This window comes from Kitasatospora aureofaciens, assembly GCF_001188955.3.
Taxonomy (GTDB): Bacteria; Actinomycetota; Actinomycetes; order Streptomycetales; family Streptomycetaceae; genus Kitasatospora; species Kitasatospora aureofaciens.
Genome location: NZ_JPRF03000097.1, coordinates 49277 through 75600, shown reverse-complemented (window position 1 = coordinate 75600; position 26324 = coordinate 49277). Strand labels below are relative to the sequence as shown.

Below are 26324 nucleotides of genomic sequence, written 5' to 3'. Positions count from 1 at the left end.
CGGAAGCAGCGGTCGGAACGAGCCGTCGGAACCACGAGAGGAGCACTCCCCATGGGTACCGAGGACAAAGCGCGCAACGTCGCGGAGAAGGCCCACGGCAAGGTCAAGGAGGCCGCCGGAAAGGTCATGGGCGACCCGGTCGTCGAGGCCGAGGGCAAGGGCAAGCAGATGAAGAGCGACCTCAAGCAGGCCGGCGAGAAGGTCAAGGACGTCGGGAAGGACTGACCCCGACGCCGGCGGCCGCCCCGCGCGGCCGCCGGCCCGTCCGGAGGGAGAGAGCCACCATGAAGGCCGTCACCTGGCACGGGCGCCGCGACGTCCGCGTCGACTCCGTCCCCGACCCGGTGATCCGGGAGCCCACCGACGTCCTGGTGGAGGTGACCACCACCGGGCTGTGCGGATCCGACCTGCACCTGTACGAGGTCCTGGGCGCCTTCCTGGACGAGGGCGACATCCTGGGCCACGAGGCGATGGGCGTGGTCCGCGAGACGGGCCCCGCGGTGCACGCCGTCGATCCGGGCGACCGCGTGGTCGTCCCGTTCAACGTCTCCTGCGGCACCTGCCCCACCTGTGTGCAGGGCCTGCAGTCCCAGTGCGAGACCACCCAGGTGCACGCCTACGGCATGGGCGCCGCGCTGTTCGGCTACACCAAGCTCTACGGTCAGGTACCGGGCGGACAGGCGGAGTTGCTGAGGGTCCCGTTCGGCAACACGCTGCCGGTGCCCGTACCGCACGGGCCGCCGGACGACCGCTACGTGCTGCTGTCCGACGTGCTGCCCACCGCCTGGCAGGCCGTCGACTACGCGAACATCCCACCGGGCGGCAGCGTCGCGGTGCTCGGGCTGGGCCCGATCGGGGACATGTGCACCCGGATCGCCCGCCACCGCGGGGCCGGCACCGTGATCGGCGTCGACCTGGTGCCCGAGCGGCTGGAACGCGCCGCGGAGAACGGCGTCGAGGCGCTGGACCTGGCCCGGCTCGGCTCCCGGATCGTCGACACCGTCCGGGACCTCACCGAGGGCCGCGGCCCGCACGCCGTGATCGACGCCGTCGGGATGGAGGCGCACGGCTCCCCCGCCGCGACCGCCGCCCAGCGGATGACCTCGCTGCTGCCGGACGCGCTGGCCGCCAGGCTGATGACCCGGGTCGGCCTCGACCGGCTGCACGCCCTGCACCTGGCGGTGGACCTGGTCCGGCGCGGCGGCACGATATCGCTGTCCGGCGTGTACGGCGGGATGACCGACCCGCTGCCGATGCTGACCATGTTCGACAAGCAACTGCAGCTGCGGATGGGGCAGGCCAACGTCCTGCGCTGGATGGACGACCTGCTGCCGCTGCTCGGCGACGACGACCCGCTGGGGGTGGAGGGCTTCGCCACCCACCACGTGCCGCTGGCCGAGGCCCCGGACGCGTACGACATGTTCCAACGCAAGCAGGACGGCGTCGTCAAGGTGCTGTTCCAGCCCTGACCGGCCCGCCCGCTCCCACTCAGAGGAGGCGAACGCGATGAGCACCATGAGGAACCCGGTACCCAAGGACCCGCCGGAGCAGGTCGAGACCCCGGAGTCCCGGATGACCGGCGAGGGCAGCCCACCGCCGGAGCACGAGGAGGAGAAGGGACCGCAGGACGGCCCGGAGTTCGAGGTGACGGACCCGGGCGGCGAGGACCGGAAGCAGTAGCCGCACGTCGAAGCGGTACGACCGCACGGGCCGGGCCGATCATCGGAGCTTTCCGGCCCGTCGTCCGGCGAACGGGTGGTCCGGTGCGGTGATCACGCGCGCCGCGGCGTTGCGCGCGGGACGCGTGCGCCGACCGGACGGTACACCTGGGGGCCGCCCGCCGCGGTGGCGGGCGGCCGGAGGTCCGACATGGGGGTGGAAATGCGAACGATGCTCGAACTCCTGCTCTGGTGGGGGGTTTTGCTGTTGCTCAACACCGTGTTCATCAGCTCGGTGTCCCCGCTGGAGATGGCGGTGGGCGGCGGCGTGGCGCTCCTCGGGGCCCTGGGCGCGGTGGCCGTGCGGCGCGCGTCCGGGGCGACTCCCGGCGGACCGGCCCGGCTGGCCCGGGCGCTCTGGGCATTCCCGTGGACCCTGCTGGCCGACACCGGCCGGCTCGCGCTCGCCGTCGCCTCCCCCGCCCACCGGCGCGGCGGGTTCCGCACCGTACGGCTCGCCCCCGGCACCGGGGCGGCCTGGGGCGCGGCGCTGCTGTCCTCGACGCCCGGCGCGTACGCGGTGGAGAGCCGGGACGGCGGCGAACTGACCGTCCACGCGATGGAAGACCAACTGTCCTCTCTGGAGCGGGCCTTGACGGGGGCCGGGGAGTGAACGCCTGGCTGATCGCGGCGGCTGTGCTGGCCGCCTGCGGCGTGGGCCCGTGCCTGCTGCTCGGCCTGCGCGGCTCGCCCGAGCAGCGCCTGGCCGGGCTCAACCTCGCCGCGACGATCACCTCCGTCGTCCTGCTGCTGCTCGCCCAGGGGTTCAGCCGCACCTCGTACACCGACCTGGCACTGGACCTCGCGGTGCTGGCGCCCGCCGGGACGCTGGTGTTCACCCGCTTCCTGGCCGGGAGGCAGCAGTGACGCCCCGACACACCCTGGCACTGGTGCTGCTGGTGGCCGGCGCCGCCGCGCTGCTGCTCGCCGCCCTCGCCCTCGCGGTGCTGCCCGGGCCGTACCTGCGGCTGCACGCCCTCTCCCCCGCCGCCGCCCTCGGTGCGCCGCTGGTCGCGCTCGCCCTCGCCGTGGACACCGGGCCGGGGCGGGCCGCCGTCAAGCTGCTGGTGATCGGCCTGCTGCTGGCCATCGGCGGCACCGTCACCACCATGGCCGTCGCGCGCACCACCGTGCGCGCCGAACGGAAGGCTCAGCAGTGACCAATGCGTTGACCGTGATCGCCCTGCTGCTCACCGCCGTCACCGCGACCACCGCCGCGCTCACCCGCGAGCCGGTCCGGCAGGCCGTCGTCCTCGCGTTCCTCGGGCTCTGCCTCGCGCTGCTGTTCACCGTGCTCCAGGCGCCCGACGTCGCGCTCTCCCAACTGGGCGTCGGCAGCGCGATCACCCCGCTGCTGATCCTGCTGACCGTCCGCCGGGTGCGCCGCCAGGAGCAGGCGGACGAACACCCGGACCGCACCGAGTGAGCCGCACCGCCCGGCTGCGGCTGTTCCTCGCCGCCGCAGCCGTCCTCGCCGCCGCCCTGATCACCGCCGCCACCGAGCTGCCGGGCTTCGGCGGCCACCACCACCCGTACGGCGAACGGGCGGTGGCGGCCGGGCTGGCCCGGCAGACGGCCAACATCATCTCCTCCGTCAACTTCGACCAGCGGGCCTTCGACACCCTCGGCGAGGAGTCCATCCTGTTCGGCTCGGTGCTCGGCGCCGCCATACTGCTGCGGCTCGCCCGGGACGAGGGCAAGCGCCGCGCCGCCGCCGAACCCGTGCTGCCCACCACCCGGCTGTTCGGCGCGACGCTGCTGCCGGTCACCCTGCTGGTCGGCGGATACCTCGTCGCCCACGGCCAGTTGAGCCCCGGCGGCGGCTTCCAGGGCGGCGTCGCGCTGGCCACCGCCCTGCACCTGGCCTACGTCGCCGCCGACTACCGGGTGCTCAAGCGGATCCGCCCGCTGGCCGCCCTGGACGTGGCGGACGCGCTCGCGGCCGGCACCTACGCCGCGCTCGGCCTGATCGGCCTCGCCCAGGGCGCCGGCTACCTCGCCAACACCCTGCCGCTCGGCACCTTCAACCAGATGTCCTCCAGCGGGCTGGTGGCGGTGATCAACGCCGCCGTCGGTGTCGAGGTCGCCTCCGGCGTGGTGGTCCTGCTGGCGCACTTCCTGGACCAGGCGGTCGAGATCGTCCACAACGGGGAGAACCGGTGAACGAGCGGAGCGAGCGAGTCATCCAGAGGTGCGGGTTTCGCGGAGCGACCGCCGAGCGAAGCGAGGTGGACGAATGAGCGTTTTCCCCTACCTCGTGGCCGGGTGGATCCTGCTCGCCGGGCTGTACGGCCTGGTGACCAGCCGCAACCTGGTGCAGGCGGTCGGCTGCCTGGCCGTCGCGCAGTCCTCCACCTACGTGCTGCTGCTCGCGGTCGGCTACCGCAGCGGCGCCACCGCGCCGGTCTTCTCCGACCTGCCGACCGACGCCCCGGTGGTCGACCCGGTGGTCCAGGCACTCGTCCTGACCGACATCGTGGTCGGGGCGACCGTCACCGCCCTGCTCCTTTCCCTGGTGATCCAACTACGCAAGCGGCACGGCACGGTGGACCCCGAGGAACTCACCGGGCTGCGCGGGTGAGCGGCCGGTGAACACTGCTGACCTGCTGCCGCTGGCCGTCGCCGTCCCGCTGCTCGGCGCCGCCGTCCTGGCCGTGACCGGACGCCGGCTGCCCCGCCCGGGGCGCGACGCGCTGGCCACCGCCTGGGCCGCCGCCGACGTGGCCTGCCTGACCCTGCTGTGGGCCCGGACCGCGCCGGACGGCCGGGCGGTCTCCTGGCTCGGCGGCTGGAGCCCGCGCGGCGGCCACAGCGTCGGCGTCGTGCTGGTCGCCGACCGCCTCGGTGCCGGCCTCGCCCTGCTCGCGGCCGTCCTCGTCCTCGCGGTGGTCTGCTACGCCTGGCGGTACTTCGACGAGCCCTCCGGCGAGCACGGCGGGGTGTTCCCCGCCCTGCTGCTGCTCTTCGAGGCCGGGATGGTCGGCTTCGCGCTCACCGGGGACCTCTTCGACGCCTTCGTGTTCTTCGAGCTGATGGGCGCCGTCGCCTACGCGCTGACCGGCTACCGGATCGAGGACGAACGCCCGCTGCAGGGCGCCCTCGCCTTCGGACTGGTCAACTCGGCCGCCGCGTACCTCTCCCTGCTCGGCATCGGCCTGCTCTACGCCCGCACCGGCGAACTCGGCCTCGCCCAGATCGGCGCCGCACTGGACCAGCACGCCGCCGCCGGGCACGGCCGGGACGCCCTGGTGGTCGTCGCCTTCGTGCTGGTGCTGGCCGGCCCGCTGGTCAAGGCCGCGACCGCGCCCTTCCACTTCTGGCTGCCGGACGCCCACGCGGTGGCACCGAGCCCGGTGTGCATGCTGCTCTCCGGGGTGATGGTCGAACTCGGCGTCTACGGGGTGGCGCGCATCCACCGGGTGGTTTTCGCCGGGGCGGGCGGCCTGCCGGACGACGCGGTCCGCGACACCCTGCTCGCCGCGGGCGTGCTGACGGCGCTGGTCGGCGCCGTGATGTGCTGGCCGCAGCGGCACCTCAAGCGGATGCTCGCCTTCTCCACCGTCGGACACATCGGGCTGTTCCTGATCGGCGCGGCGCTGCTCGACCCGGCCGGACTGGCCGGCTCGGCCGTGTACGTGGCCGGCCACGCGGGCGCCAAGGCGGCGCTGTTCGGCCTCACCGGCGTGCTGCTGGACCGGTACGGCTCGGTAGACGAGCACGGACTGCACGGCCGGGCCCGCGAACTGCGCCTCACCGGGTTGCTGTTCGTCATCGGCGCGCTCGCCCTGGCCGGGCTGCCGCCGTTCGGCACCGGGCTCGGCAAGGCCGTCGCCGAGGAGGCCGCCGGGCACTGGGGCGGCTGGCTGCCCGCGGTGTTCGTGCTGGTCTCCGCGCTCACCGGCGGCGCGGTGCTGCGCGCCGGGCTGCGGGTCTTCGGCGGGCTGGGCGCGCGGCCGGCCGAGGACCCGGAGGCCGCGGCGACCACCGGCGAGGGCGAGGAGCCCGAGATCCGCGAGCCGGGCCGCCGGCCGCCGGTGCCGATGCTCCTCGTCCCGGCCCTACTGCTGGCCGGCTGTCTGGCCGTCGGCGTGCTGCCGGGCGTGGGGCGCGCGCTCGCGGCGGGAGCGGCCGCCTTCACCGACCGCGACGGGTACCTCGCCCAGACCCTCGGTGGCGCCCCGGCCCCCGCGGGCGCCGCGCCCGAGGCCTGGTGGACGGTGCCCGGCGTGCTGCTCGGCCTGCTCTCCACGCTGCTGGCCGTCGGCCTCGCCACCGCCGCCGTCCGCCGCGCCCCCGGGCGGGACACCAGCGGGCTGTTCCGGGTCACCGTCCTGCCGCTGCGCCGACTGCACTCCGGACTGCTCGGGGACTACATCGCCTGGCTGACCGTGGGGCTGGCAGCGATGCTGGCCGCCCTCACGGCGCAGCTCTGAGGGCGGGCCCGGCACGACGCAGGGCGGCCCGGCACGGCGCAGCTCCGGGGGCGGGCCCGGCGCCCGCCACGCCACCCGGACGGCCGCGGGCCACACTGGAGGGGCGACGGAGGCAGCGGGGCAGCAGCCCCGCGGACCCTCGCCGTTCGCCGCGCTCCCCGCCACCGACCGGATTCCCTGGGGGCCCACGATGCGTCCTGCCGGCCTGGGCGTGGTCCTGATCGCGCACCCGCCGGTGGCGGCGGTCACCGCGCGGATCCTGGTCCACGACCCCGACCACCCGCAGGAGCCGCCGCGCGAGGACCCGATTGTCGAGGAGCTTCGCAACTCATCGGTCCCCGCGCCCGGTTGGCTGCCCGGGCCGGCTCTCGGCTCCTTCCTCGCCGGGGCGACGGTGCTGCGCACCGACCTGTTCCGGGCCGTCGGCGGCTTCTCACCGCGGCTCTGGCTGGGCGGCGAGGAGGAGTTGCTGGCCGCCGACCTCGCGGCCGCCGGCCACTGGCTGGTGTACGCCGAGGACCTGACGGTCCACCACCGGCCGTCCCCGGCCCGCGACGCGACGCTGCGGCGGCGGCACGGGATCCGCAACACCCTCTGGTTCACCTGGCTGCGCCGGCCGCTGTGGCCCGCGGTGCGCCGCACCGCCTTCCTGGCCCGCACCGTGCCGCGGGACGCGGTGTCCCTCCGGGCCTTCGCCGAGGCGGCGGCGGGGCTGCCGTGGGTGGTGCATGACCGGCGCAGCGTGCCGTCCCGGGTCGAACGGGTGCTGCGGAGCCTGGACGGGGCTCAGCGGGCCTCCCGGGCCCGCCGTTACGTCGGCCGAACCGGTGCCCCGCACCCCGGCAGTGGTACCGGTGGCGGGAGCGACAGCTCCGCGAGGGCGGCCAGCACGTCGGCCGGGCGGATGCGCAGCAGCCGGGGATCGGGCCGGGGGCCGTGGGCGTCGCCGGGCCGGGTCTCCTCGCCGTGGTGCCGCCACAGGGCGAGGTGGCGGGGCACGGCCGGCGGTCCCCACAGCACCGGCGAGACCGGGCCGAACAGGGTCACCGAGGGCGTGCCGAGCGCGGTCGCCAGGTGGGCGATGCCGGTGTCCCCGCAGACCACGGCCCGGGCCTCGGCCACCAGTGCCGCCAGCAGGGGGAAGGGCAGGTCCGTAGCGCCGCCGAGGACGTCCCCCGACGGCAGTCCGGCCTCGCACGCGACGCCTTCGGCGAGGGCGCGCTCGCCCCGGCCGGCGGTGACCACCACCCGGTGGCCGAGCGGCCACTGGCGGGCGGCCGCGTCGGCTCCGGGGTGGATGAGCACGGCCCCGGGTGCGGGCGACGGGACGGCGGGCCGGGCGATGAGCAGGTCACCGGCGTCCGCTCCGATGCCGTGGTGGCGCAGCAGGCGGCACCACCGTTCGCGTTCGTGCTCGTCGTCCCGCCAGCGCGGGGCGCCGGCGTCCGCGTAGGCGATCAGGCGGGCGGGCCGCAGTCGCGCCAGGGCGTCGCGGCTGGCCGGGCCGTTGCCGTGCAGGTCCACCGCGAGGTCGGGCGGCGGGCCGTCCCAGGGCAGGCGGTGGGGCACCTCGCGCCCGGGGGCGTCGGTGGCCAGCAGCCGGTCCGCCGTGCCGGTGGCGGCGAGGGCGGGTGCCAGCCGGGCCGGGGCGGCCAGGACCAGTTCGTGGCCGGGGTGGTGGCGCCGCAGGGCGCGCAGGGCGGGTACGCCGGTGAGCAGGTCGCCGAGGCCGAGCGCGCGCAGGACCAGGAGGGTGGGCCGCTCGGTCACGGGCGGGCCCGGACGGCGGCCCGCTCGGCGAGCGCCGTGGTGGAACGACCGTCCAGGTAGGGCAGGACGAGCACCTGGCCGCCCCATTCGGCCAGCACCGACGCCTCGGGGAGGGATTCAAACCGGTAGTCGCCGCCCTTGACCCAGACGTCGGGGCGCAGGGTGCGCAGGACCCGTTCGGGGGTGTCCTCCTCGAACACCTGGATGGCGTCCACGCAGCCGAGGCCGGTGAGGATCCGGGCGCGGTCGCCGACCGGGTTGAGCGGGCGGCCCGGGCCCTTGAGCCGGCGCACCGAGTCGTCGGAGTTCAGGCAGACGATCAGGCAGTCGCCCAGCCGGGCGGCGGACTCCAGGAGGGAGACGTGGCCGGCGTGCAGCAGGTCGAAGCAGCCGCCGGCCGCCACGACCGTGCCGCCACGGGCCCGGGTGGCCTCGGCGATGCGCAGGGCGTCCGGCGGCGCGGTGGCCGGGCCGGAGGCCCGGTCCCACAGGTCCGGGTTCCCGGCGCCGCCGCGGGCCACGAAGTCCGCCGCCGCGGTGACCCCGGTGTGGACCGCCTCCTCGGGGATGGCGCCGGCCGCCAGGGCCGCGGTGACGGCCGCCGCGAAGCAGTCCCCGGCTCCGCACGGGTCGCCGGTGGCCTCGTAGGGGGCGGGGAGCAGGATGGGGCTCTCGGTGCCCCGGCTGAGGAGCGCGCCCCGTCGCCCGAGGGTGACGGCCACCGAGGCGGCGCGCCACCGCCCGGCCAGCAGGGCTCCCCGGGCGGTGTGGTCGGGGAGCCCGTCGCCGGTCGGGGCGTCCGGGTCGAGGGCGGCGGCACAGGCCTTGGCCTCGGCGGCGTTGGGGGTGACCAGCCGCGCACCGGGGACCGGCGGCCCGCCGCGCGGGTGCGGGTCCCAGACGAGCGGGACGTGCGCGGCGCAGGCCGTCAGCGGGGGGCGCAGCCGGTCGGCGAGCCCCCGGCCGTAGTCGGCCACCAGGACGGCCGAGGCGCGGGCCAGCACCTGCGCGGCCCGGCGGTCGGGGGGCCCGACGGTTCCGCCGCCGCGGTCGATGCGCAGCAGGGCGCGGCCGTCGACCCGTACCCGGGTCTTGACCGGGAGGTCACCGACCAGCGGTAGCTCCACGAGTCGCACGCGCCCGGTGAGGTGGCGGCGCAGGGTGCGGGCCGCCGGTCCGTCGCCCAGGGCCGTGACCAGGACGACCTCGCGGTCGGTCCGCGCCGTCAGGCACGCGGCGAGGGCGGCGCCGCCGGGGCGGCTGCGCTCGGCCGACACGTCGACCACGGGCACCGGGGCGTCCGGGGCCAGGCGGTCGGCGCGGCCGTCGACGTCGATGTCGAGCAGGCTGTCGCCGACCACGACCAGCGGGCCGTTCACCGGGTCCCCCCGGGCAGGCGGGGTAGGTCGTGGTCGGGCGCGGCGACCGGGTCGTCAGCGTCCTGGCGGCGGTCGAGCGCGGCGTCGAAGGCCTCGCAGACCATGTGCAGGGCGGCGAGGTGGACCTCCTGCACGGTGGCGCTCTCCGGTGCCTCCACCGCCAGTGCCTCGTCCGCGCGCTCCGCCAGCGGGTTGGGGGCGGGGCCCGTCATCGCCCACACGCCCAGGCCCAGGGAGCGGGCGGTGTCGGCGGCCGCCAGCAGGTTGGGGCTGCGGCCGGAGGTGGACAGCAGGACCAGGACGTCACCGGCGCTGCCGTGGGCCTCGACCTGGCGGGCGAAGACCTCCTCGAAGCCGTAGTCGTTGCCGATGGCGGTGAGGCTGGAGGTCTCGGCGTGCAGGGAGATCGCCGAGTACGCGGCGCGCTCGCCCCGGTAGCGGCCCACCAGTTCCGCCGTCAGGTGCTGGGCCTGGGCGGCGCTGCCGCCGTTGCCGGCGGCGAGCAGGCGGCAGCCCGCGGGCAGCAGGCCGGCCAGTGCCTCGCCCCATCCGGTGAGCAGGGGCAGGTGGTGGGCGCGGAGAGCGCCGATGGCGGTCTCCAGGGCCCGGCAGTGCCGCGCGGCCTGCTCCAGGTCGTCGGCGGCGTCGAAGAAGCCGGCGGTCATCGGGGGCCTCCTGTCGTGACCCGCGGAACCCGGGGGGCGTCGGCCGTCCGGGCCGGCGGGTCGGTGCGGTCCAGCACTTCGTCGTACACCTTCGCCGTGCAGGTGGCGACGGTCTGCCAGGTGTAGAAGGAGAGGACGCGGCGGCGCCCGGCCTCCCCGTAGGCCTGACGGGTCTTCGGGTCGGCCAGCAGGGCGTGCGCGGCGGTTGCCAGGGCCTCCGCGGAGGCGGGCGGCACGAGGGTGCCCGTCCGCCCGTCCGCGATGGTGTCGAGGTGGCCGCCGACGGCCGTGGCGACGACCGGCACGCCGCAGGCCATCGCCTCCAGCGGGACGATGCCGAAGGGCTCGTAGTGGGCGGGGCAGATCACCAGGTCGCTGCTGCGCATCAGGGCGGGCATGGCGTCGGCGGCCACCGCGCCCAGCAGGACGAGCCGGTCGGCCACGCCGAGCCGGGCCGCGAGCGCGCGCAGGCGCCGCGCGTACGGGTCGTCGTCCAGCTGGTCGGCGGGCGGTCCGCCGGCCACCAGGAGTTCGGTCCTGGGCAGCCGGACCAGCGCCTCGACGGCGGTCTCCGCGCCCTTGCGGGGGACCATCCGGCCCACCGTGAGCAGTCGTCGGCGCCCGCCGCGCGGCACGCTCGGTCCGGCCGGGGTGAAGCGGACCGGGTCGACGCCGCAGGGCACGACCCTGATCCGGTCGGCGGGAGCCCCGATCGCCAGGAGTTCGGCGACCTCGTCGCTGCAGGTGGCCACCACGCGGTGGGCCGAGCGGGCGATGGCGGTCTCGATGCCCAGTCGGCCGGGCGGGCTGGTGTCGGCCGCCCCCTGGTGGCGGCGCTTGACCACGCCCAGTGCGTGGTAGGTGTGCACGACCGGGATGGCCAGGTGCCGGGCGCCGCGCAGTGCGGCCAGTCCGGACATCCAGAAGTGGGCGTGCACGATGTCGGGCGGACGGGTCCGCCAGTACCGTGCCAGCTCGTCCCCGAAGGCCGGCATGTACGGCAGCAGCTGGTCCTTGAGGAGCTGGCGCGCCGGGCCGGCCGGTACGTGGTGGACCAGGACGCCCGGGCGCAGCGGCACGTGCTCGGCGAGGTCGGCCCGGTCCCGCCGGGTGTGGACGACGACGCGGTGGCCGAGGTCGGCGAGGGCGCCGGCGAGTGCCGCGACGTGGACGTTCTGCCCGCCGGCGTCGACTCCGCCGAGGACGGCGAGGGGGCTGGCGTGTTCGGAGACCAGGTCGATGCTCAGGGGCGCGTTCAACGGGTCACCTCTTCCATCAGGCGGTCCCAGTCGGCGAGGAACCTCTTCAGGCCGTACCGCTCCAGGGCGGCCTGGCGGGCGCGCAGCCCGTCCTGGGTGGCCGCCGCCGGGTCGGCCAGGTAGTGGCGCACCGCGTCCGCGAGTTCCCGGACGTCGGTGGAGAGCACGCCCGTTCCGGGGGGCACGGCGCGGACGGCCTCGGTGGTGGCCAGGGCCACCACGGGCATGCCGAGGTGCATCGCCTCCAGCAGCGACAGGCCGAGGGAGGTCCACCGAACGGGGTGCAGGTAGAGCCGGCGCCGGGGCAGTTCGGTGTGCAGGGCCGCCTGGGGCAGTTCGGCCGTCCGGCAGCGGTCCGGTGGGAGGCCGAGGTGGGCGGCGAGCCCGCCCGTCGCCATGCCGAAGACGTGGAGCGGGCCCTGCCGCGCGAACAGCGGCAGCAGGTCGGTCCCGGTCGTGCGGCCGCGGCGGACCGGCTCGTTGACCACGACGGCCGAGGCGGCCAGCTCTCCCGTGTAGCGGTACCCGGGGTCGACCACGCCGTGCTCGATGACGGTGGTCCGGGTGCTGCCGCAGTCCCAGAACAGGTCGTTGAAGTCGGTGACGTGGACGACGGTCAGGTCGTCCCGGTCGGCCATCGGGTGGCGGGTGTCCGGGATGTCGCCGTGCGGGCTGTTGTGCTCCAGGTAGACGGCCGGCAGGTCGACGCCGGGCCGCCGGCCGAGCCACCGTTCGGCGAGCGCGGCTTCGTGGGGCCGTTGGAGCACCACCAGGTCGATGTCGGTCCCGCGCAGGCGTTCCGGCGGCAGTTCCACCACGGTGTGCGGCCAGTCGAAGGTCCGGGCACGTCCGAGGCCGTCCGGTCCGCGGTCCTCCGTGACCGGGAGGAGGTAGGTGTGCGGTCCCTGGACGAACGCGGTCGTCCAGGAGCCGTGCACGTGCCACAGCAGGATGTTCATCGGGTCACCTCCGGGGCGGCCGCTCGGTTGTGGTCGGCGGATTCCGCAGGAGGTCGACCGCCGTGACGATCTCCTCCGCGGTGAGCGAGTCCAGGCACGGGTGGCCCGGGACCGGGCAGGTCCGGGCCCTGGTCCCCGCGCACGGGGCGTCCTGGCGTCCCAGCAGCACGTGCGGCACGCCGTACGGCCGCCAGCGGTGGGCCGGCACGACGGGCGCGAACAGACAGGCCACGGGGGTGCCGACGGCGGCGGCCAGGTGGGCCGGGCCGGTGTTCCCGGCGACGACGACGTCGGCGCCCGCGAGGACGCCCGACAGTTCGGCGAGGCCGGTGCGCCCGCCGAGGTCGAGGGCGTCGGCGCCGGCCACTTCGGCCGTCAGCTCCTTCTCGGCCCGTCCGCCGGTCACCACCACCCGGTGGCCCGCGGCGGCCAGTGCCCGTACCGCGGCCGCGGCCAGGCGCGCACCGGGCGCCCGGGCGGGCACGGCGGCTCCCGGGTGCAGCACGACGTAGCGGCCGGGGCCGGTGAGGTGCTGTTGGCCGGGCGGCGGCAGGACGGCCAGCCGGCCGTCGTCGCCGGGCGGCAGGGGGAAGCCCGCGGCCGCGGCCAGGTCGAGGGCCGCCTCCGCTTCGTGGCGCCCCTCGCCGCGCTGGTGGCGCAGGTCCAGGAGCGAGCCCGGGTAGTCCACGCTGTCCGCGGCGATGTGGGCCACGCCCGCCATCCGCAGCAGGAGCGCGGTCGGCAGGGCGCTCTGGTGGAAGGACGTCAGGACGAGCGCCCGTTCGATCGTCCTGGAGGCGAGCGAGGACACCAGGTCCATGACGCCCCGGGCCGTCGCGGGGGGCGGGTCGAACCCCGTCCAGGGCGAGTCCCAGACCACGACCTCGTCCACTCCGGGCAGGAGCCGGGCGGCGGGGGCGCCCTGCGGTCCGCAGAGCATCACCACCCGCCGGGAGTGGTGGGCGGCGGCCCGGACGGCCGGGCCGGCGAGCAGGACGTCGCCGGCGCTGTCGAGTCTGACCACGAGCGTCGTCATGCGCCCTCCCGGTCGGTACCGGGCCGGGCGCCCAGGACCAGCCGGACGGCGGCGGTGAGGTCGGCCGCGACGGTGTCGGCGTCCGTGATCTCCTCCGGCCGGGTGGCGGGGGTCGGTACGAGGATCGCCCGCGCGCCCGCCGCGCGGGCCGCTCCGACGTCCGCGCCGATGTCCCCGATGACGACCGTCCGGGCCGGCGGCACGCCCAGGCCGCGGCAGGCGGCCAGGACGAGGCCGGGCGCGGGCTTGCGGCACCGGCAGCCCTCGGACGGTCCGTGCGGGCAGACCGCCCAGATCCCGAACGGGCCGATCAGGTCGTCGATCCGGCGCTGCACGGCCTCCACCTGCCGCCGGGTCAGCAGACCGCGGGCCACGCCCGACTGGTTGCTGACGACGCCCAGCACCAGGCCCGCGGCCCGCAGCTCGGCCACCGCCCGTACGGCGCCGGGCACCGGCCGCACCAGGTCCGGGTCCCCGTTGTAGGGCACGTCCTCCACCAGCGTCCCGTCCCGGTCGAAGAGCACGGCACCCGCCGCCCGGCCCGGTCGGGGGCACCCGGGAAAGATCCAGGGCCCGGCTGGCCGTGTCCGGCCGTGCGGCGGACGCACGCCCGACGGGGCCCGTCCGGTGGCGGAGGTCATGAGGACTCCTCCCGTTCCACCGGCCGGACGTACCGCGCCACCGGCGGTTCGACGGGGGTCACGACGAAGTCCGGCGCGTACCAGGGCGGCGCCGCGCGGTGGAGCAGCAGGCCCCGGAGGCGGTGCCGGCAGGCGGCCGGCGGGATGAGCACGCTGGTCAGCAGCATCGTGACGACCTCCTCCCTGGTGCGCGGGCCGGGCAGGACGCGGGCGGCGGCGAACTGCGCCGTGCCGGCCAGCCACACCGCGGCGAGGGCCGCGGCGGCGCGCGGTCGGCCGGCGGCGGCTGCCGCGAGTGCGGTGACCGCCGCGGCGGTCACCGCCACGTGGGCGGGGAAGCGTCCCCGGGGCGCCTGGGCCCGCTCCCACCAGCGCGGTCCGTGCAGCCGGTTCATCAGGACGTCGTCGGCGTTGCCCGCCTGCTGGCGCAGCGAGACCCAGCGGTCCGCCGGTCGCACCGGGTGGGTGGTGCGGCGGTTGCCCGGCTCCAGCCGCCAGCCGGCGTCCAGCACCCGAAGGGCCAGGTCGGCGTCCTCCCGGAAGGCCCGACGGAAGCGTTCGTCGAAACCGCCGACCTCTTCCAGTGCCGCCCTCCGGTAGGCCATGTCGGCGGTGATCCACCGGGAGCGGGCCAGACCGGCCGTGCCGCGCTCCCAGTCGGTGGGCCGTCGCCCGACGGGCAGGGGCACCTCGATGCGCCCCTGGACGCCGCCGGTCGTGGGGTGGGCGGCGGCGAGGTCGGCCGCGAGGTCCCGCGGCCAGGTCGGGCCCGGCACGGTGTCGTCGTCCAGGAAGGCGACCCAGGGCTGGGAGACGCTGCGCCACCCGGTGTTGCGGGCCGCCGCCGGGCCGTTGCCGCCGCCGGGCAGGACCGTCAGCCGGTCCCGCAGCGCCGGCGGCACCTCGACGGCGAGCGGCTCGCAGTCGGTCAGCGGGCGGTCGTCGACCAGCACGACCTGTTCCGGCGGCGGCCCCTGGCCGTCCGCGAGTGCCCGCAGGCAGGTGGTCAGGCTGGGCCGGCCGAGCGTCGGGACGACCACCGCGTAGGCGGTCGGGCCGCCGCTCACCGCGATCCCTCCCCGGGCCGGGCGGGGTCGGCGAACATCCGGCCGCGCCGGACCACGAACGGGCCCAGGGCCAGCAGGTCGACCGGGGAGGAGCCGAAGCACTCCAGGGCGTCGCGCACGTCGTCGACCATCGGCCGGCCGGCCGTGTTGAGGCTGGTGTTCACCACCACCGGCAGTCCGGTGAGCAGTTCGAACTCCTCCAGCATCCGGGCCGTGAGCGGGTCGGCGGCCCGGTCGACGGTCTGGATCCGCGCGGTGCCGTCCACGTGGACGACCGCGGGGATCTTCTCGCGCCATTCGGCGGTGACCCGGTGCACGAACAGCATGTACGGGCTGGGCAGCGGCCCCTCGAAGATCTTGGCGGCCCGGTCGGCGAGCACCATCGGGGCGACGGGCCGGAACTGCTCGCGCCCCTTCACGTCGTTGAGCCGCTCCAGGTTGGCCGACCGTCCCGGGTGGGCGAGCAGCGACCGGTGGCCCAGTGCGCGGGGGCCGAACTCGGAGCGGCCCTGGAACCACGCCACGATCCCGTCGTCGGCCAGCGCCGCGGCCACCTCGGCCGCCACGTCGGCCGGCCGCTCGTACGGGACGTGGGCGCGGCGCAGCCACGCCTCGACCTCCGCGTCCGACCAGCCCCGGCCGAGGTCGACGCCGGGCATCGGGAGCGGCTGGTCACCGCCCGCGGCGGCCAGGTGGAGGGCCGCGCCCAGGGCGGTGCCCGCGTCCCCGGCGGCGGGCTGCACCCAGACCCGGTCGAAGGGGCCCTCGGCCGCGATCCTGGAGTTGGCCACGCAGTTCAGCGCCACGCCGCCGGCCAGCGTCAGCAGGCGGTCCCCGGTGCGGCCGTGCAGCCAGCGGGCGAGGTCGAGCATGACCTCCTCCAGCACGTGCTGTGTGGAGGCGGCGAGGTCGGCGTGCGTCTGGGTCCACTCCTGGCCCGGGGCGAGCGCGGGGGCGAGTTCCGTCCACGGCACGGCGGTCGCGTGGAAGCCGCCGTCACCCGTCGGGTACACGTGGCGGCGCAGCACGTCGGCCATCCTCGGGGTCCCGTACGAGGCCATCGCCATGACCTTGTACTCGTCCGAGGAGCGCAGGAAGCCCAGGTGCTGGGTGAGTTCCTCGTACACCAGCCCCATCGAGTGGGGCAGCTGCTGTCCGGCCAGCGGTTCCAGGCGGGTGCCGACCCGCCGGGCCGCGAGGTGGGAGGTGGCCTCTCCCCGGCCGTCCAGGACCAGGACGGAACAGGGGTCGGTGGCGCCGTCGGCGGCGTAGGCGGCGGAGGCGGCGTGGGCGACGTGGTGCGGGACGAAGCGGACCTTGGCCGGGTCCAGGCCCGGCAGCGTCTCGGCGAGGAAGCCGGGCGCCTCCTGCGCGTACCGCAGCCGCAGGTGGTCCCAGGGGTCGTCCAGGCCCATGGCGTCGGCCGGGCGGGCCAGCGCGGGGTCGAAGGAGTAGCCGACGAGGTCGAGGTCGGCGGGCGTCAGCCCGGCGTGCGCCAGGCACCAGCGGGCGGCCTGGACCGGCAGTTCCCAGGCCGAGAAGGGCAGCGGGCGCTTGCCGTGCTTGCGGCGGCTGAACCGTTCCTCCTCGGCGGCGGCCACCGTCCGGCCGTCGATGACCAGAGCGGCTGCCGGGTCGTGGAACAGGGCGTTGATTCCGAGCACGCGCATGGCGCGTGACCTCCTCGTTTCGGCCGGTGACGGGACACCGTTCACCGGGAGCGTCGGTGTCAGGCCTCGGGGTGGACGCGGAACCACTCGATGGTGGCCGCCAGTCCCTCGTGGGCCTGTGTCGTCGGCTCCCAGCGGAGCTTGTCGCGGGCCATCGCGATGTCGGGGCGCCGTACCGCGGGGTCGTCGGTCGGCCGGGCCACGAACTGCACGGTGGAGGGCGAGTCCGTGAGCTCGATGATCAGGTGCGCGAGTTCCAGCATGGTGAACTCGACGTCGTTGCCGATGTTCACCGGACCGGCCAGGTCGGAACGGGCCATCGCCAGGATGCCGTTGACGGTGTCGGTGACGTAGGTGAGCGATCTGGTCTGGGTGCCGTCGCCGGTGACGGTCAGCGGCTCCCCCGCCAGCGCCTGGCGGATGAAGGTGGGCACCGCCCGTCCGTCGTGGGAGCGCATCCGCGGTCCGTAGGTGTTGAACAGCCGGACGATCGCGGTGTCCACGCCGATGGCGCCGGCCTCGGCGGTGGTGAGCGCCTCGGCGAACCGTTTCGCCTCGTCGTACACGCTGCGCGGGCCGACCGGGTTGACGTTGCCCCAGTAGCTCTCCGGCTGGGGGTGCTGGAGGGGATCGCCGTACACCTCCGAGGTGGAGGTGAGCAGGAACCTGGCACCGTCCCGGCGGGCGAGCTCCAGGGCGTTGCGGGTGCCCAGGCTGCCCGCGTCCAGCGTGTGCAGCGGCAGGCGCAGGTAGTCGGCGGGTGAGGCGGGCGAAGCCAGGTGGAACACGTAGTCGACGTGCCCTTCGACGTCCAGTCCCTCTCCGACGTCGGCCTCCCGCAGCTCGAAGCCGGGCCTGCCCGCCAGGTGGGCCACGTTGGCCGAGGACCCGGTGCAGAAGTCGTCGATGCAGGTGACCCGGTACCCGTGCGCGACCAGGGCGGTGCACAGGTGGGAGCCGACGAAACCTGCCCCGCCGGTGACCACGGCGTGAAGGCGTTCTCCAGGACGGGAAGTCATCCGATCCTCCTCGGTGCTCGGCCGGTGCGGCGGCGCTCCGCCCAGCCTCACCGCCGCCGGTGGGCCCCGCGACAGATGGGCCGCCCCCCGGAGGGCCGCTGCCGCGCGGGCGGGGCCGTCGATTCCACTGGTGCGACGGGGCCCGGCGCGGTCGGTTAACCCGAACGGACCGGTTCACCCGTTCGAAGGCCATAGGCCGTTCGAGGGCCGTCCGCACGGTTCCGCCCCGGCCACGAACCGCCGAGTCGGTGTGAGCAACCCCACCGCCGCGAGGAAACCGCAGGTCAGCGTGCTTACGCCCGGGCCGTGGCGGGCGATGTGAGCCAGCCGACGTTTGCGATCGCGCTCCGCCCGTCGAGCATGGACCTACCGCCCGGCGCACGGTCGCTCCGGCGGCACCGGCTCACGTACGGGCGACGCCTGCCCCGGATCGAGCCCGGCCCTTCCCGCGTCCCACCCGATCCGGTTGTGAAAGTGCTGCCCAGAATCACCGCACCCTCGCGCGCCCGGCGCGTCCTCGTCCCCTCGCCACGCAAGGGCTCCGTCCTGCCTGCGGCGCGTTCGGCGGAGACCGCACCGGAAGGCTCCCGTGCGCCCTGGCGTTCGCTGCGCCACCGGAGCATGCGCTGGTGGTCGCTGGCCAACCTCGTCTCCAACGCCGGCGCCTGGATGCAGCTGACCGTCCAGAACCTCCTGGTCCTCCAGTTGACCGGATCGGCCGCGATCACCGGACTGTCGCTCGCGCTCCAGGTCGCACCCGGTCTGCTGCTGGGACTGGCGGGCGGAGCGGCGGTCGACCGGTGGCCCCGCAAGACCACCGCCGCCGTCAGCCAGGCGGCACTGGCGGTGATCGCGCTCGGCACGGCGGCGCTGGTGGCGCTGGGCGCGCTCAGCGTTCCCGTCCTCATGGTGCTGGCGGTGCTCACCGGGCTGATCGCCACCATCGAGTCCCCGGCCTGCGCACTGCTCGGCAACGACCTCGTCCCCCGTGAGGACGTGCCCTCGGCGATCGCGGTGGGCTCGGTGGTGCACAGCGTCGGACGGCTGGCGGGCACCGCCCTGGCCGGGGTCGCGGTCGGCCTGTTCGGGATGGCGAGCGCCTACCTGGCCAACGGCCTGTCCTTCGTCCTGGTGGCGCTGGTCATTCCGTTCCTGCGGCCGGCGGCGGGCGCGGCACCGGCCGCCGGACCCGAGCCGGAAGCCGACCGCCAGGGCGTCCGGGCCGGCGTCACTTTCTTCTGCGGCCGGCGCCGCCTGGTCGCGGTGGCCTGCCTCACCGGCCTCGGCTCGGTGCTCGGCCGCAACTACGGCCTCACCCTCGCCGCCCTGGTCAGCGGGGCACTGCACGGCGGGGCGCGGGAGTACGGGCTGATCGCCACAGTGCTGGCCGTCGGCGGAACGGTCGGCGCGGTGATCGCGGGCCGGCTGCGCAACCCCTCGGTGCGGCTGGTGGCGGTGCTGACGGCGGCCGGCGGGCTCCTCCAGTGCCTCGCGGCGCTCTCGCCCACCCTTCTCATCCTCGCCCTGCTGGTCGTGCCCATGGCCGTCCTCGAGTCGCTCAGCGACACGGCCGTGACCACGATCCTCCAGACCGACCCGCCCGCCCACCTGCGCGGACGGGTCCTGGGGGCCTGGCGCAGCGTGAGCACGCTCTGGGGCCTGGCCGGCCCGCCGCTACTGGGCGCCTCGATCCAGCTGCTCGGTGCGCGGGGCGCCCTGCTGGCCGGGGGGCTGCTGGTCAGCGGCGCGGTGGGCGGGGGCTCTCTGGTGAGCCGCCGCTCCACCGCCGGGTCGCCCGCCGGTCCGGCCGTCGAAGGGGTCAGCGGCGCGGTCGGCGGCCCGGAACAACTCGTCGCGGCGGCGTGATCCGCGCGGCCGCGGACCGGCCTCAGTCCAGGGCGGTGATCCGGTTGCTGAGCGTTCCGAGCCCCTCGACCGAGCACTCCACGACGTCGCCCGGCGCCAGGTAGCTCGGCGGGTCGGCGGCGAAACCCGTACCGGCCGGGGTGCCGGTGAGGATGAGGTCGCCGGGCTCCAGCGGGACGATCCGGGAGATCGCGGCGATGGTCTCCGGGATCGAGAACACCATCTGGTCGGTCCTGGAGACCTGGCGGAGCACGCCGTTGACGCTGAGCGTGATCGCCAGGTCGTGCGGGTCCGGGACCTCGTCGGCCGTGGTGATCCAGGGGCCGAGGGGGCAGCTGCCGGGCAGGCTCTTCGACAGGTAGTACTGCTTGTGCCGGGTCTGGAGGTCGCGCGCGGTGATGTCGTTGGCCACGCAGTAGCCGAAGACGTGGTCCAGTGCGCCGGCCTCGTCGACCCGCCACGCCCGGCGGCCGATCACCACGGCGAGTTCGACCTCCCAGTCGATCTCCCGGGAGAGCGAGAAGTCGATGCCCACCGGTCCGACGGGCGCGGCCACGCAGCCCCGGTCCTTGGTGAACACCACCGGGTGCCGGGGTCTGCGGTACTCCCGGCCGGCCGCGCGGTAGGCCTCCTCCCCGTGATCGGTGTAGTTCAGGCCCAGGGCGAACAGGTTGTTCGCGGACGCGGCAGCGGCGCCAGCAGGTCGGCCTCGTCGAACGGCAGCCGCGGTCCCGAGCGGGCCCGCTCGGCGAACTCCGCCCAGGCCTCGGGACCGGCCGGGAGCAGCTCGGCCAGGCCGACCGGTCTGCGCCGGTCGGCCGCGGGCAGTGCCAGGGCACCGCCCTCCGGGTCGACCAGCGCGAGTCTCTCCGCTCCACCGGTCCGGACGGTCGCAACGCGCATCGTTCACTCCTCACTCGAACTGGGCGGGGCCGGTCGCACCCCCGCCGGCCGGCGTACGGCCCGGCGGTGGTGCGACCGTGGGGTCCGTACGCTCCGGCTCAGTCGAGCAGCCGGTCCAGGTGCTGGGCGACCGTGCCGCGCAGCACCTCCGAGGCACCGCCGGCCATGGTGAGCATCCGGGCGTCCCGCATCAGCCGGACCAGCGGCATCTTGTCCGACAGCCCGTTGGCGCCGCACACCTGGGCGGCGGCGTTGGTGACCCGCTGCGCCAGCTCGCCCGTCACGTACTTGGCCATCGCGCTGGGCGCTCCGGTCTCGTCCCCGCCGGCCCACTCGCCTGCGGCCCAGTCGACGAGCGACTGCGCCGCCCGCAGCTCACCGACCAGCGGGGCCAGCGTGGACTGCATCGCGAGGTGGCCCGGCGAACCGGCCGGAAGGCGGGCGCTGGCGTAGTCGAAGGCCGTGCGCAACGCGCTCTTCGAAAGCCCCAGGCAAATCGCCGACTGACCCAGGCGCTTTCCGTTGTAGTGGCGCATGATTCTGCGCAGCGAAGTCCGGTCGAAACCGATCACCACCTGCTCGACGGGTACGAACACATCGTGGTAGCGGACGTGGAATTCGCCCAGCCCGCGCAGGCCCAGCTTCTCCTTCCGGTCGTCGATCTCGACCGTTCCGTCCCCGGCGCCGAGCCTGCTCCGGTCGACCAGGAAGAGGCCGACCTCGCGCGATCCGGGGGCCGGCTTGGCGACCACGAAGTGCACCGTCCGGCGGGCCGCGCCGGTGATCCAGTCCTTCTCGCCGCTGATCCGGTAGCCGCCCTCGACCGGGGTCGCCACCGCGGTGAACCGGGCGACGTTCGACCCGGTCTGCGGCTCGCTCATCGCGAAGGCGGCCTGCTTCTCGCCGGTGCGGATCGCACCGAGGTAGTGCTCGCGCAGGTCGGAGCCCGCGTACTCGCGCAACATCCCGATCTGGCCCAGGTTCTGGTCCATCACCGCCTTGGCGACGGACGGCGAGACCCGGGCCAGCTCCTCCAGCACCGCGAGGAGGAAGCGCACCCGCTCGGGGCCGCCGTGCGGCTGGTCGGCCCGGTAGCCGAGGGAGTTGGCGAACAGGCCCTGCCGGGCGATCTCGGCGAACAGTTCGGTGCCGATCTCGTCACTGCGGTCGATCAGTCCGGCCAGCGGGGCGACGCGTTCCCGGGTGAAGCGACGGACGCTCCGATCGTGCTCGGCATCACCACCGGCTCACTGCTCGGCTCCCGGCTCTCCGGCCGGCTCTCGGTGGGCACCATCGAAGCCGTCTACACCACCGTGGTGCTCGCCTCCGGCCTCTCCTTCCTGCTCGGCGCCCTCGGAGTGATCAATGTCTGACCTGCCCACCGAACCGCCCACCGAACTTCCGGCCGAACCGCCCGCCGAGGAAACCGTCCTCGCCACCACCCCGGAGCCCGAGGCCGCGACCGGGCCGACCCCGGACGCCCTCGCCGAGGAGGCCCGCACCAACCGGCTCACCGCCACCGCGCTGCTCGCCACCAGCGCCCTCGCGCTGCTGCTCATCCTGGCCGGCCTCATCACCGCACTGGCCGCCGGAGAACGCACCGCCCGCCCGGTCGCCCTCGCCGACCTCACCTCCCAGCACGGCGCCGGGCCCCTGTTGCTCGGCCTCGGCCTCCTCGCCCTCTCCGCCGCCCCGGCCCTCGGCATCCTGGTCACCGTCGCCCGCTGGCTCCGCACCGGCGACCGGCGCCACGCCCTGCTGGCCGCCCTCGTCGTCGCCCTCCTCCTGGGCGGCGCCCTGCTCGGCTGACGCCGCGCCTCCGGGAACCATGAACCCGCCCTCACCCCGCGAGGCCACCGGCTGGATCATCGGCCATCCCGGCCACTCGGCGCTGCCGCGCCCGGATCAGCGGTCAGGCCGTCTGACCGGTGGAGCGGACCAGTCGGCTGCGGACCACCCGGACCGCCGCCGCGAGGGCGAAACCGTAGACGGACACCAGTCCGTGGCCGTTGTCCTGGGCTAGCCACATCGCGAGGCCGAGCACCGGGACCCCGGCCGCCAGGGCGATCTCCTTGGGCACACGGGTGCGGGTGAGGAGGGCGAGGGCGAGGGTCGCGCCGAGGAAGTAGGTGGCGCCGGAGCTGCCGGCGAAGTTGCGCGGGTCGGTGCTCGGGCCGTCGCCGAGGCCGAGCAGGCCGTCGATCCGTCCGGGCAGCACGATGCCGAGCAGGAAGAGGACCAGGGTGAGCGCACCGCCCCAGTACCACTGGGCGAGCGCGGCGACGGCGGCGAGGGTGACCAGGTTCCACAGGTCGCCGAAGAGGCCACCGTTCTGCATGAACACCGAGGTGAACTCGCGCCACCAGCCGGACTTGGCCGGGTCCCCGTCCAGCGCGTCCATGGCGCCGGACCACACCAGCTGGAGCACCACTCCCCCGACTGCGACCACGGTCAGGGCGATCGCCGCCCATGGGAGGGGCCGCCCGCGCAGGGTGTCGCGGCCGACCACGCCGAGCCCGCAGTTGACCATCATGACCATCAGCGCGGCCGTGGTCACGTTGAAGACGATCGCCCCCATCTGCCTGGCCCCTCCCCCCGGGTTGCGGCGCTTTCCAACGCCGTTCGAAAACCTGACGGTGCAAAACTAGCACGTTTTTCGAACGGTGTTGGAAAGCGCTGTTACGGTGGCTCGCATGAAGCTCACCAAGGAGCGCATCGTCGACGCGGGCATGGCCGTCTTCGCCGAGGTCGGCTACCAGAACCTGTCCATGCGCCAGGTTGCCGACCGGCTCGACGCCCATGCCGGCAGCCTCTACTACCACGTGCGCGGCAAGGAGGAGCTGCTCGCTCTGATGGCCGACCGGGTCTGCCGCCGGGCCTACGACGCGGGCACCGCGGCCCTGGCCGCCCTACCGTCCAGCGCGGCCTGGCCGGACCGCGTCGAGGCCCAGGCCACCGCCCTCCGGCTGAGCATCAAGGAGCACCCCGGCGGCGCCCAACTCCTCGCCGAGAGCCCCGGCAAGCTCAGCACCGGCGCGCTCTCCCTGATGGAACGCCTGCTGGGCACCCTCCTCGACGGCGGCCTGCCCGCCGAGCACTGCGGCATCGCCGCCGACACCCTGCTCAGCCACGTCACCGGCTTCGTCCTCCAGGAGCAGAACCAGCCGTCCTCCCCACCCGCCGTCACCGCCGAGCTCTACGCCGACCTGCGCGAGCGCTTCCCGCTGGTCATGGGCGAGTTGATCCCCCGCATCGGCCAGGACGAGAAGTTCACGCGCAGCGTCCGCCTGCTCTGTACGGGCTTCGCGGCGCTGAAGCCGCCGGTGACGCCCTGACAACGAACCGCCGTCAGGGCGTCACCGGCGGCAAGGGCCCCCGGATCGGAGCGGCTCAGCTCACCAGGTGGACACCCGGGCAGTGGTGGCGGCCGTGCCCGGAGTGCTCGGGCGACGCGGCGGGAGCACGTCACCCGGAACGGTTCCCCGCCGTCGCGGTTCAGCGCGCGACGGAGCGGATCAGCAGGAGCGCGATGTCGTCCGTGCGGTGCTCCGTGTGGCCGGCCTGGCCGATGAGGGCGTCGGCCAGGCGGGCGAGGGGCTGGGCGCCGTGGCGGCCGAGGGTGGCGATGAGGTCGGACAGTGCCCGGTCGAGGTCGGCGCCGGGCGTCTCGATGAGGCCGTCGGTGTACAGGACCAGGGTGGTGCCGACCGGCAGGGCGAGGCGCAGTTGCGGGTACTCCGCGGCGGGGTCGACGTTCAGGACCAGCCCGATGGGCGGCTCCACGACCTCCGCCCGGCCGTCCGGGCGGTAGAGCAGGGGTACGGGGTGGCCCGCGGTGGCCAGACTGGCCTCGCGGGCGGCGAGGTCGACGCGGAGGTAGGTGCAGCTGGCCAGGAGCGTGGTGTCCAGGTCGGTCAGCAGGCGGTTGGTGCGGGCCAGCACGGTGCTCGGGTCGGCGTCGGCGGCGGCGAAGGCGCGGACGGCGGTGCGCACCTGGCCCATCAGCGCGGCGGCGTTGACGTTGTGGCCCTGGACGTCGCCGATGACGACGGCCACGCTGTCGGGCCCCACCCGCATGACGTCGTAGAAGTCGCCTCCGACGTCCATGCCCTCGGTGCACGGCAGGTAGCGGGCGCTGACCTCCAGGCCGGGGACGACGGGCAGCACGTGGGGCAGCAGGTTCTCCTGAAGGCCCTGGGCGAGGCCGAGTTTGGTGTCGTACAGCCGGGCACGGTCCAGGGCCTGGGCGATCAGCCCGCCCAGCGAGGTGAGGACGGCACGCTCCTCCAGGTCGAAGTGGTGCGGTTCGGCGAAGGCCAGCACGCAGGTGCCGATCAGCCTCCGCGAGGTCACCAGCGGCAGGTAGGCCCAGGCGGCCATGCCGTCCTGGGTCTCGGGGCGGTTCGGGTAGAGCAGTTCCAGCTCCGCCCGGTTCTCGAAGAACGCCGGCACGGCGTTGGTCGACGCCTGGACGCCGGGTGTCGACTCCGTCAGCGGGGTGCCGTCGAACTGGTCGATCTGGCCGGGCGGGTAGCCGCGGTGCCCGACGATGCGCAGTCGGCCCCCCTCGGCCATCAGGACCGCGAAGGCCTGGCCGCCGAAGGCCGGCACGATCTGCTCGGACACCATGCGCACCACGTCCTGCACGCCGATGGCCTCGGTCAGCGCGCTCGCCAGGTGGAGGATGTGGTAGAGCGCTCCGGGCGTGGTGTGCACGGCCCGCTCGGTGGAGAACCCGGAATGCGAGCGCCGGGTGGGGTCCGCGGCGCCTTCGACGACGGTGCCGGGGTCGGCGACGGAGACCCGCGCGGTGAGTCCGGAGGCGTCGGGGAAGAGCTGGAAGAGCAGCCACCGGTTCGGCGGCCGCAGCGCGACGAAGGAGGTGGACTGCCCGCTGATCACCGCACCCCGGTAGTGGTACTCGTACACCGGGTCCCGCAGCCACGGCAGCACCGTCCACGGGCGCGCGCCGATCAGCCGCTCCGCCGGCTCGCCGAGCAGTGCCGCGGCGGCGGGTGTGACGGCGGCCAGCCGGCCGTCCAGATCGATGTCGCAGAGGCCCTCCGGCAGCCGCGCTACCGCCGACGCGAGGGGATCGACGACCCGTGCCTCCGCGAGCGCGGACCGTGGGCCGGCCCGGATCGGACGGCCCGCGGCGGCGGCCTCCGCCGCCACCTCGGCCAGGCGGGCCGCCAGCGCACCGAGCCCGTCACGTTCGGGGCCCGACAGCTCGGGGGAATGCGAGGCGGGCCAGAGGATGAAGAGCACGCCGTACGTCACCCCGCGCGCGACCAGCGGAACGGCCCCGAGGCAGAACGCGTACGGCATGGAGACCGCGACCCTCGGGTACCGGCGCGCCATGTCGTCGCCGCTGCCCACCCAGACGATCTGACCGGTGCGCGCGGCTTCGGCCACCGGGATCGGCGCGGCCAGCCCGATGTGCCGCCAGGGCCTGGTGAACTGCCGGGCGGCCCCCAGCGTCACGGCCAGTTCGAGCACCTGGCCGTCCTCCGACAGGAGGTAGAGGCCGCCCATGTGCGCGTCGAGCCGGTCCGGCACCGACCGCATGATCCGTGCCAGCGGCTCGATGCCGTGCCCGGCCATCGCCCCGGCCGCCTCTCGGCCGGGCCTCGACGGCGGCTTCCACGGCATGGTCATCACGGAACCTCGTTCGGGCGGACAGGCGCAGCTGGAGCCTCCCTCCATACTCGCCCGGACGGGCCCTGTGCGTCCCGTCGTCCCGTCATCCCGTAGCCGGACTGCAGCGCGGCGCCCCGGTCGCGACCGCTCCGCCGGGTGGCGGGCCCGTGAACGGCGCACATGAACGGCATACCGGCGGCTCGGTGGGGCCCGGGTGGGGCGGGCGGATTACCGGCTGGTACGCCGTGGCCACATCATCCGGCTTCGTGGCCCGGAAATCGGGCATCGCACGGGCGAAC

The 26324-nt window shown here is 75.3% G+C and carries 29 protein-coding genes and 2 pseudogenes; 15 read left to right on the top strand and 16 right to left on the bottom strand.

Annotated elements, in window-relative coordinates; translation table 11 throughout:
- Positions 1-51 precede the first annotated feature (51 nt).
- The 11 genes and pseudogenes from HS99_RS42060 to HS99_RS47470 all read left to right on the top strand — a co-directional run.
- Positions 52-225, top strand: a complete 174-nt coding sequence (locus HS99_RS42060) for a CsbD family protein (RefSeq protein ID WP_072656091.1) — start codon at positions 52-54, stop codon at positions 223-225.
- A 59-nt stretch (positions 226-284) separates the two neighbouring features.
- Positions 285-1469 (top strand): alcohol dehydrogenase catalytic domain-containing protein, encoded by a 1185-nt coding sequence (locus tag HS99_RS39175; RefSeq protein ID WP_030553774.1) that lies wholly within the window; start codon positions 285-287, stop codon positions 1467-1469.
- 37 nt (positions 1470-1506) lie between these two features.
- Entirely contained in the window at positions 1507-1680 is a 174-nt protein-coding gene (locus tag HS99_RS45595; protein ID WP_157881794.1) for a hypothetical protein, read from the top strand.
- A gap of 201 nt (positions 1681-1881) precedes the next feature.
- On the top strand, positions 1882-2331 hold the full coding sequence (locus HS99_RS39170; protein ID WP_157881795.1) for a Na+/H+ antiporter subunit E: 450 nt from the start codon (positions 1882-1884) through the stop codon (positions 2329-2331).
- The gene (locus HS99_RS43820; RefSeq protein WP_030289842.1) at positions 2328-2585 is read left to right on the top strand and encodes a monovalent cation/H+ antiporter complex subunit F; all 258 of its coding nucleotides are present in this window, start codon (positions 2328-2330) and stop codon (positions 2583-2585) included. The genes HS99_RS39170 and HS99_RS43820 overlap by 4 nt, the downstream gene beginning before the upstream one ends.
- Positions 2582-2878 carry a cation:proton antiporter gene (locus HS99_RS43815; protein WP_030289843.1) on the top strand — a complete coding sequence of 99 codons (297 nt, stop codon included), beginning with the start codon at positions 2582-2584 and terminating at the stop codon, positions 2876-2878. The genes HS99_RS43820 and HS99_RS43815 overlap by 4 nt, the downstream gene beginning before the upstream one ends.
- The gene (locus HS99_RS39160) at positions 2875-3144 is read left to right on the top strand and encodes a Na(+)/H(+) antiporter subunit B (protein WP_030289844.1); all 270 of its coding nucleotides are present in this window, start codon (positions 2875-2877) and stop codon (positions 3142-3144) included. The genes HS99_RS43815 and HS99_RS39160 overlap by 4 nt, the downstream gene beginning before the upstream one ends.
- Positions 3141-3881, top strand: coding sequence for an MnhB domain-containing protein (locus HS99_RS39155; protein ID WP_030289845.1), 741 nt, complete (start codon positions 3141-3143; stop codon positions 3879-3881). Before HS99_RS39160 ends, HS99_RS39155 begins: the two co-directional genes overlap by 4 nt.
- A 73-nt stretch (positions 3882-3954) precedes the next feature.
- Positions 3955-4299, top strand: coding sequence for a sodium:proton antiporter (locus tag HS99_RS39150; RefSeq protein WP_030289846.1), 345 nt, complete (start codon positions 3955-3957; stop codon positions 4297-4299).
- A 7-nt stretch (positions 4300-4306) separates the two neighbouring features.
- Positions 4307-6151 carry a complex I subunit 5 family protein gene (locus HS99_RS39145; RefSeq protein WP_030553773.1) on the top strand — a complete coding sequence of 615 codons (1845 nt, stop codon included), beginning with the start codon at positions 4307-4309 and terminating at the stop codon, positions 6149-6151.
- Between the two features lie 217 nt (positions 6152-6368).
- Positions 6369-6971: pseudogene (locus tag HS99_RS47470) on the top strand (glycosyltransferase family 2 protein); the annotation flags it as partial.
- Here HS99_RS47470 and HS99_RS39140 read toward each other — a convergent pair.
- The 10 genes from HS99_RS39140 to HS99_RS39095 all read right to left on the bottom strand — a co-directional run bounded on the left by HS99_RS39140 (position 6962) and on the right by HS99_RS39095 (position 17616).
- Complete coding sequence (locus HS99_RS39140) at positions 6962-7921, bottom strand: glycosyltransferase family 9 protein (protein ID WP_063738029.1); 960 nt, start codon at positions 7919-7921, stop codon at positions 6962-6964. The pseudogene HS99_RS47470 and the gene HS99_RS39140 sit on opposite strands and share 10 nt — an antisense overlap.
- On the bottom strand, positions 7918-9300 hold the full coding sequence (rfaE2, locus tag HS99_RS39135) for a D-glycero-beta-D-manno-heptose 1-phosphate adenylyltransferase (protein WP_030289849.1): 1383 nt from the start codon (positions 9298-9300) through the stop codon (positions 7918-7920). The genes HS99_RS39140 and rfaE2 overlap by 4 nt, the downstream gene beginning before the upstream one ends.
- The gene (locus tag HS99_RS39130; protein WP_078867659.1) at positions 9297-9965 is read right to left on the bottom strand and encodes a D-sedoheptulose-7-phosphate isomerase; all 669 of its coding nucleotides are present in this window, start codon (positions 9963-9965) and stop codon (positions 9297-9299) included. The genes rfaE2 and HS99_RS39130 overlap by 4 nt, the downstream gene beginning before the upstream one ends.
- Positions 9962-11224 carry a glycosyltransferase gene (locus HS99_RS39125; RefSeq protein WP_046385481.1) on the bottom strand — a complete coding sequence of 421 codons (1263 nt, stop codon included), beginning with the start codon at positions 11222-11224 and terminating at the stop codon, positions 9962-9964. The genes HS99_RS39130 and HS99_RS39125 overlap by 4 nt, the downstream gene beginning before the upstream one ends.
- Complete coding sequence (locus HS99_RS39120) at positions 11221-12183, bottom strand: glycosyltransferase (protein WP_030289852.1); 963 nt, start codon at positions 12181-12183, stop codon at positions 11221-11223. The genes HS99_RS39125 and HS99_RS39120 overlap by 4 nt, the downstream gene beginning before the upstream one ends.
- Positions 12184-12187: 4 nt before the next feature.
- Entirely contained in the window at positions 12188-13219 is a 1032-nt protein-coding gene (locus HS99_RS39115) for a glycosyltransferase family 9 protein (protein WP_046385482.1), read from the bottom strand.
- Positions 13216-13743, bottom strand: a complete 528-nt coding sequence (locus HS99_RS39110; RefSeq protein ID WP_030553767.1) for a D-glycero-alpha-D-manno-heptose-1,7-bisphosphate 7-phosphatase — start codon at positions 13741-13743, stop codon at positions 13216-13218. Before HS99_RS39110 ends, HS99_RS39115 begins: the two co-directional genes overlap by 4 nt.
- 113 nt (positions 13744-13856) lie before the next feature.
- Entirely contained in the window at positions 13857-14927 is a 1071-nt protein-coding gene (locus HS99_RS39105) for a glycosyltransferase family 2 protein (protein ID WP_078867660.1), read from the bottom strand.
- A complete protein-coding gene (locus HS99_RS47465) occupies positions 14924-16597 on the bottom strand; it encodes a carbamoyltransferase family protein (RefSeq protein ID WP_030553765.1) in 1674 nt (557 codons plus the stop codon). The genes HS99_RS39105 and HS99_RS47465 overlap by 4 nt, the downstream gene beginning before the upstream one ends.
- Before the next feature lie 59 nt (positions 16598-16656).
- Positions 16657-17616 carry a UDP-glucuronic acid decarboxylase family protein gene (locus tag HS99_RS39095; protein ID WP_030553763.1) on the bottom strand — a complete coding sequence of 320 codons (960 nt, stop codon included), beginning with the start codon at positions 17614-17616 and terminating at the stop codon, positions 16657-16659.
- A gap of 474 nt (positions 17617-18090) precedes the next feature.
- On the opposite strand from HS99_RS39095, the gene HS99_RS39090 reads away from it, so the two are divergent.
- A complete protein-coding gene (locus HS99_RS39090; RefSeq protein ID WP_370863339.1) occupies positions 18091-19482 on the top strand; it encodes an MFS transporter in 1392 nt (463 codons plus the stop codon).
- Positions 19483-19504: 22 nt separating this feature from the next.
- Here the strand turns inward: HS99_RS39090 and HS99_RS42050 are convergent, their stop codons facing one another.
- The 4 genes and pseudogenes from HS99_RS42050 to HS99_RS48640 form a co-directional block, all read right to left on the bottom strand.
- Complete coding sequence (locus tag HS99_RS42050; RefSeq protein ID WP_234344544.1) at positions 19505-20137, bottom strand: fumarylacetoacetate hydrolase family protein; 633 nt, start codon at positions 20135-20137, stop codon at positions 19505-19507.
- Complete coding sequence (locus HS99_RS47460; protein ID WP_050367083.1) at positions 20134-20385, bottom strand: hypothetical protein; 252 nt, start codon at positions 20383-20385, stop codon at positions 20134-20136. Before HS99_RS47460 ends, HS99_RS42050 begins: the two co-directional genes overlap by 4 nt.
- Before the next feature lie 98 nt (positions 20386-20483).
- A complete protein-coding gene (locus HS99_RS48645; protein WP_283811518.1) occupies positions 20484-21266 on the bottom strand; it encodes an acyl-CoA dehydrogenase family protein in 783 nt (260 codons plus the stop codon).
- A 30-nt stretch (positions 21267-21296) separates the two neighbouring features.
- Positions 21297-21596: pseudogene (locus tag HS99_RS48640) on the bottom strand (acyl-CoA dehydrogenase family protein); the annotation flags it as partial.
- 15 nt (positions 21597-21611) lie between these two features.
- On the opposite strand from HS99_RS48640, the gene HS99_RS45590 reads away from it, so the two are divergent.
- Both HS99_RS45590 and HS99_RS39065 read left to right on the top strand, forming a co-directional pair.
- Positions 21612-21758, top strand: a complete 147-nt coding sequence (locus HS99_RS45590) for a hypothetical protein (protein WP_157881758.1) — start codon at positions 21612-21614, stop codon at positions 21756-21758.
- Positions 21751-22194 (top strand): DUF1634 domain-containing protein, encoded by a 444-nt coding sequence (locus HS99_RS39065; protein WP_030289864.1) that lies wholly within the window; start codon positions 21751-21753, stop codon positions 22192-22194. Before HS99_RS45590 ends, HS99_RS39065 begins: the two co-directional genes overlap by 8 nt.
- 103 nt (positions 22195-22297) lie before the next feature.
- Here the strand turns inward: HS99_RS39065 and HS99_RS39060 are convergent, their stop codons facing one another.
- Positions 22298-22963: a hypothetical protein gene (locus tag HS99_RS39060; RefSeq protein ID WP_050367082.1), complete on the bottom strand. Its 666-nt coding sequence runs from the start codon at positions 22961-22963 to the stop codon at positions 22298-22300.
- 115 nt (positions 22964-23078) lie between these two features.
- On the opposite strand from HS99_RS39060, the gene HS99_RS39055 reads away from it, so the two are divergent.
- Entirely contained in the window at positions 23079-23720 is a 642-nt protein-coding gene (locus HS99_RS39055; RefSeq protein ID WP_046385483.1) for a TetR/AcrR family transcriptional regulator, read from the top strand.
- Positions 23721-23880: 160 nt separating this feature from the next.
- Here HS99_RS39055 and HS99_RS39050 read toward each other — a convergent pair whose 3' ends face one another.
- Positions 23881-26043, bottom strand: a complete 2163-nt coding sequence (locus tag HS99_RS39050) for a SpoIIE family protein phosphatase (RefSeq protein WP_030553757.1) — start codon at positions 26041-26043, stop codon at positions 23881-23883.
- Positions 26044-26324: the final 281 nt, after the last annotated feature.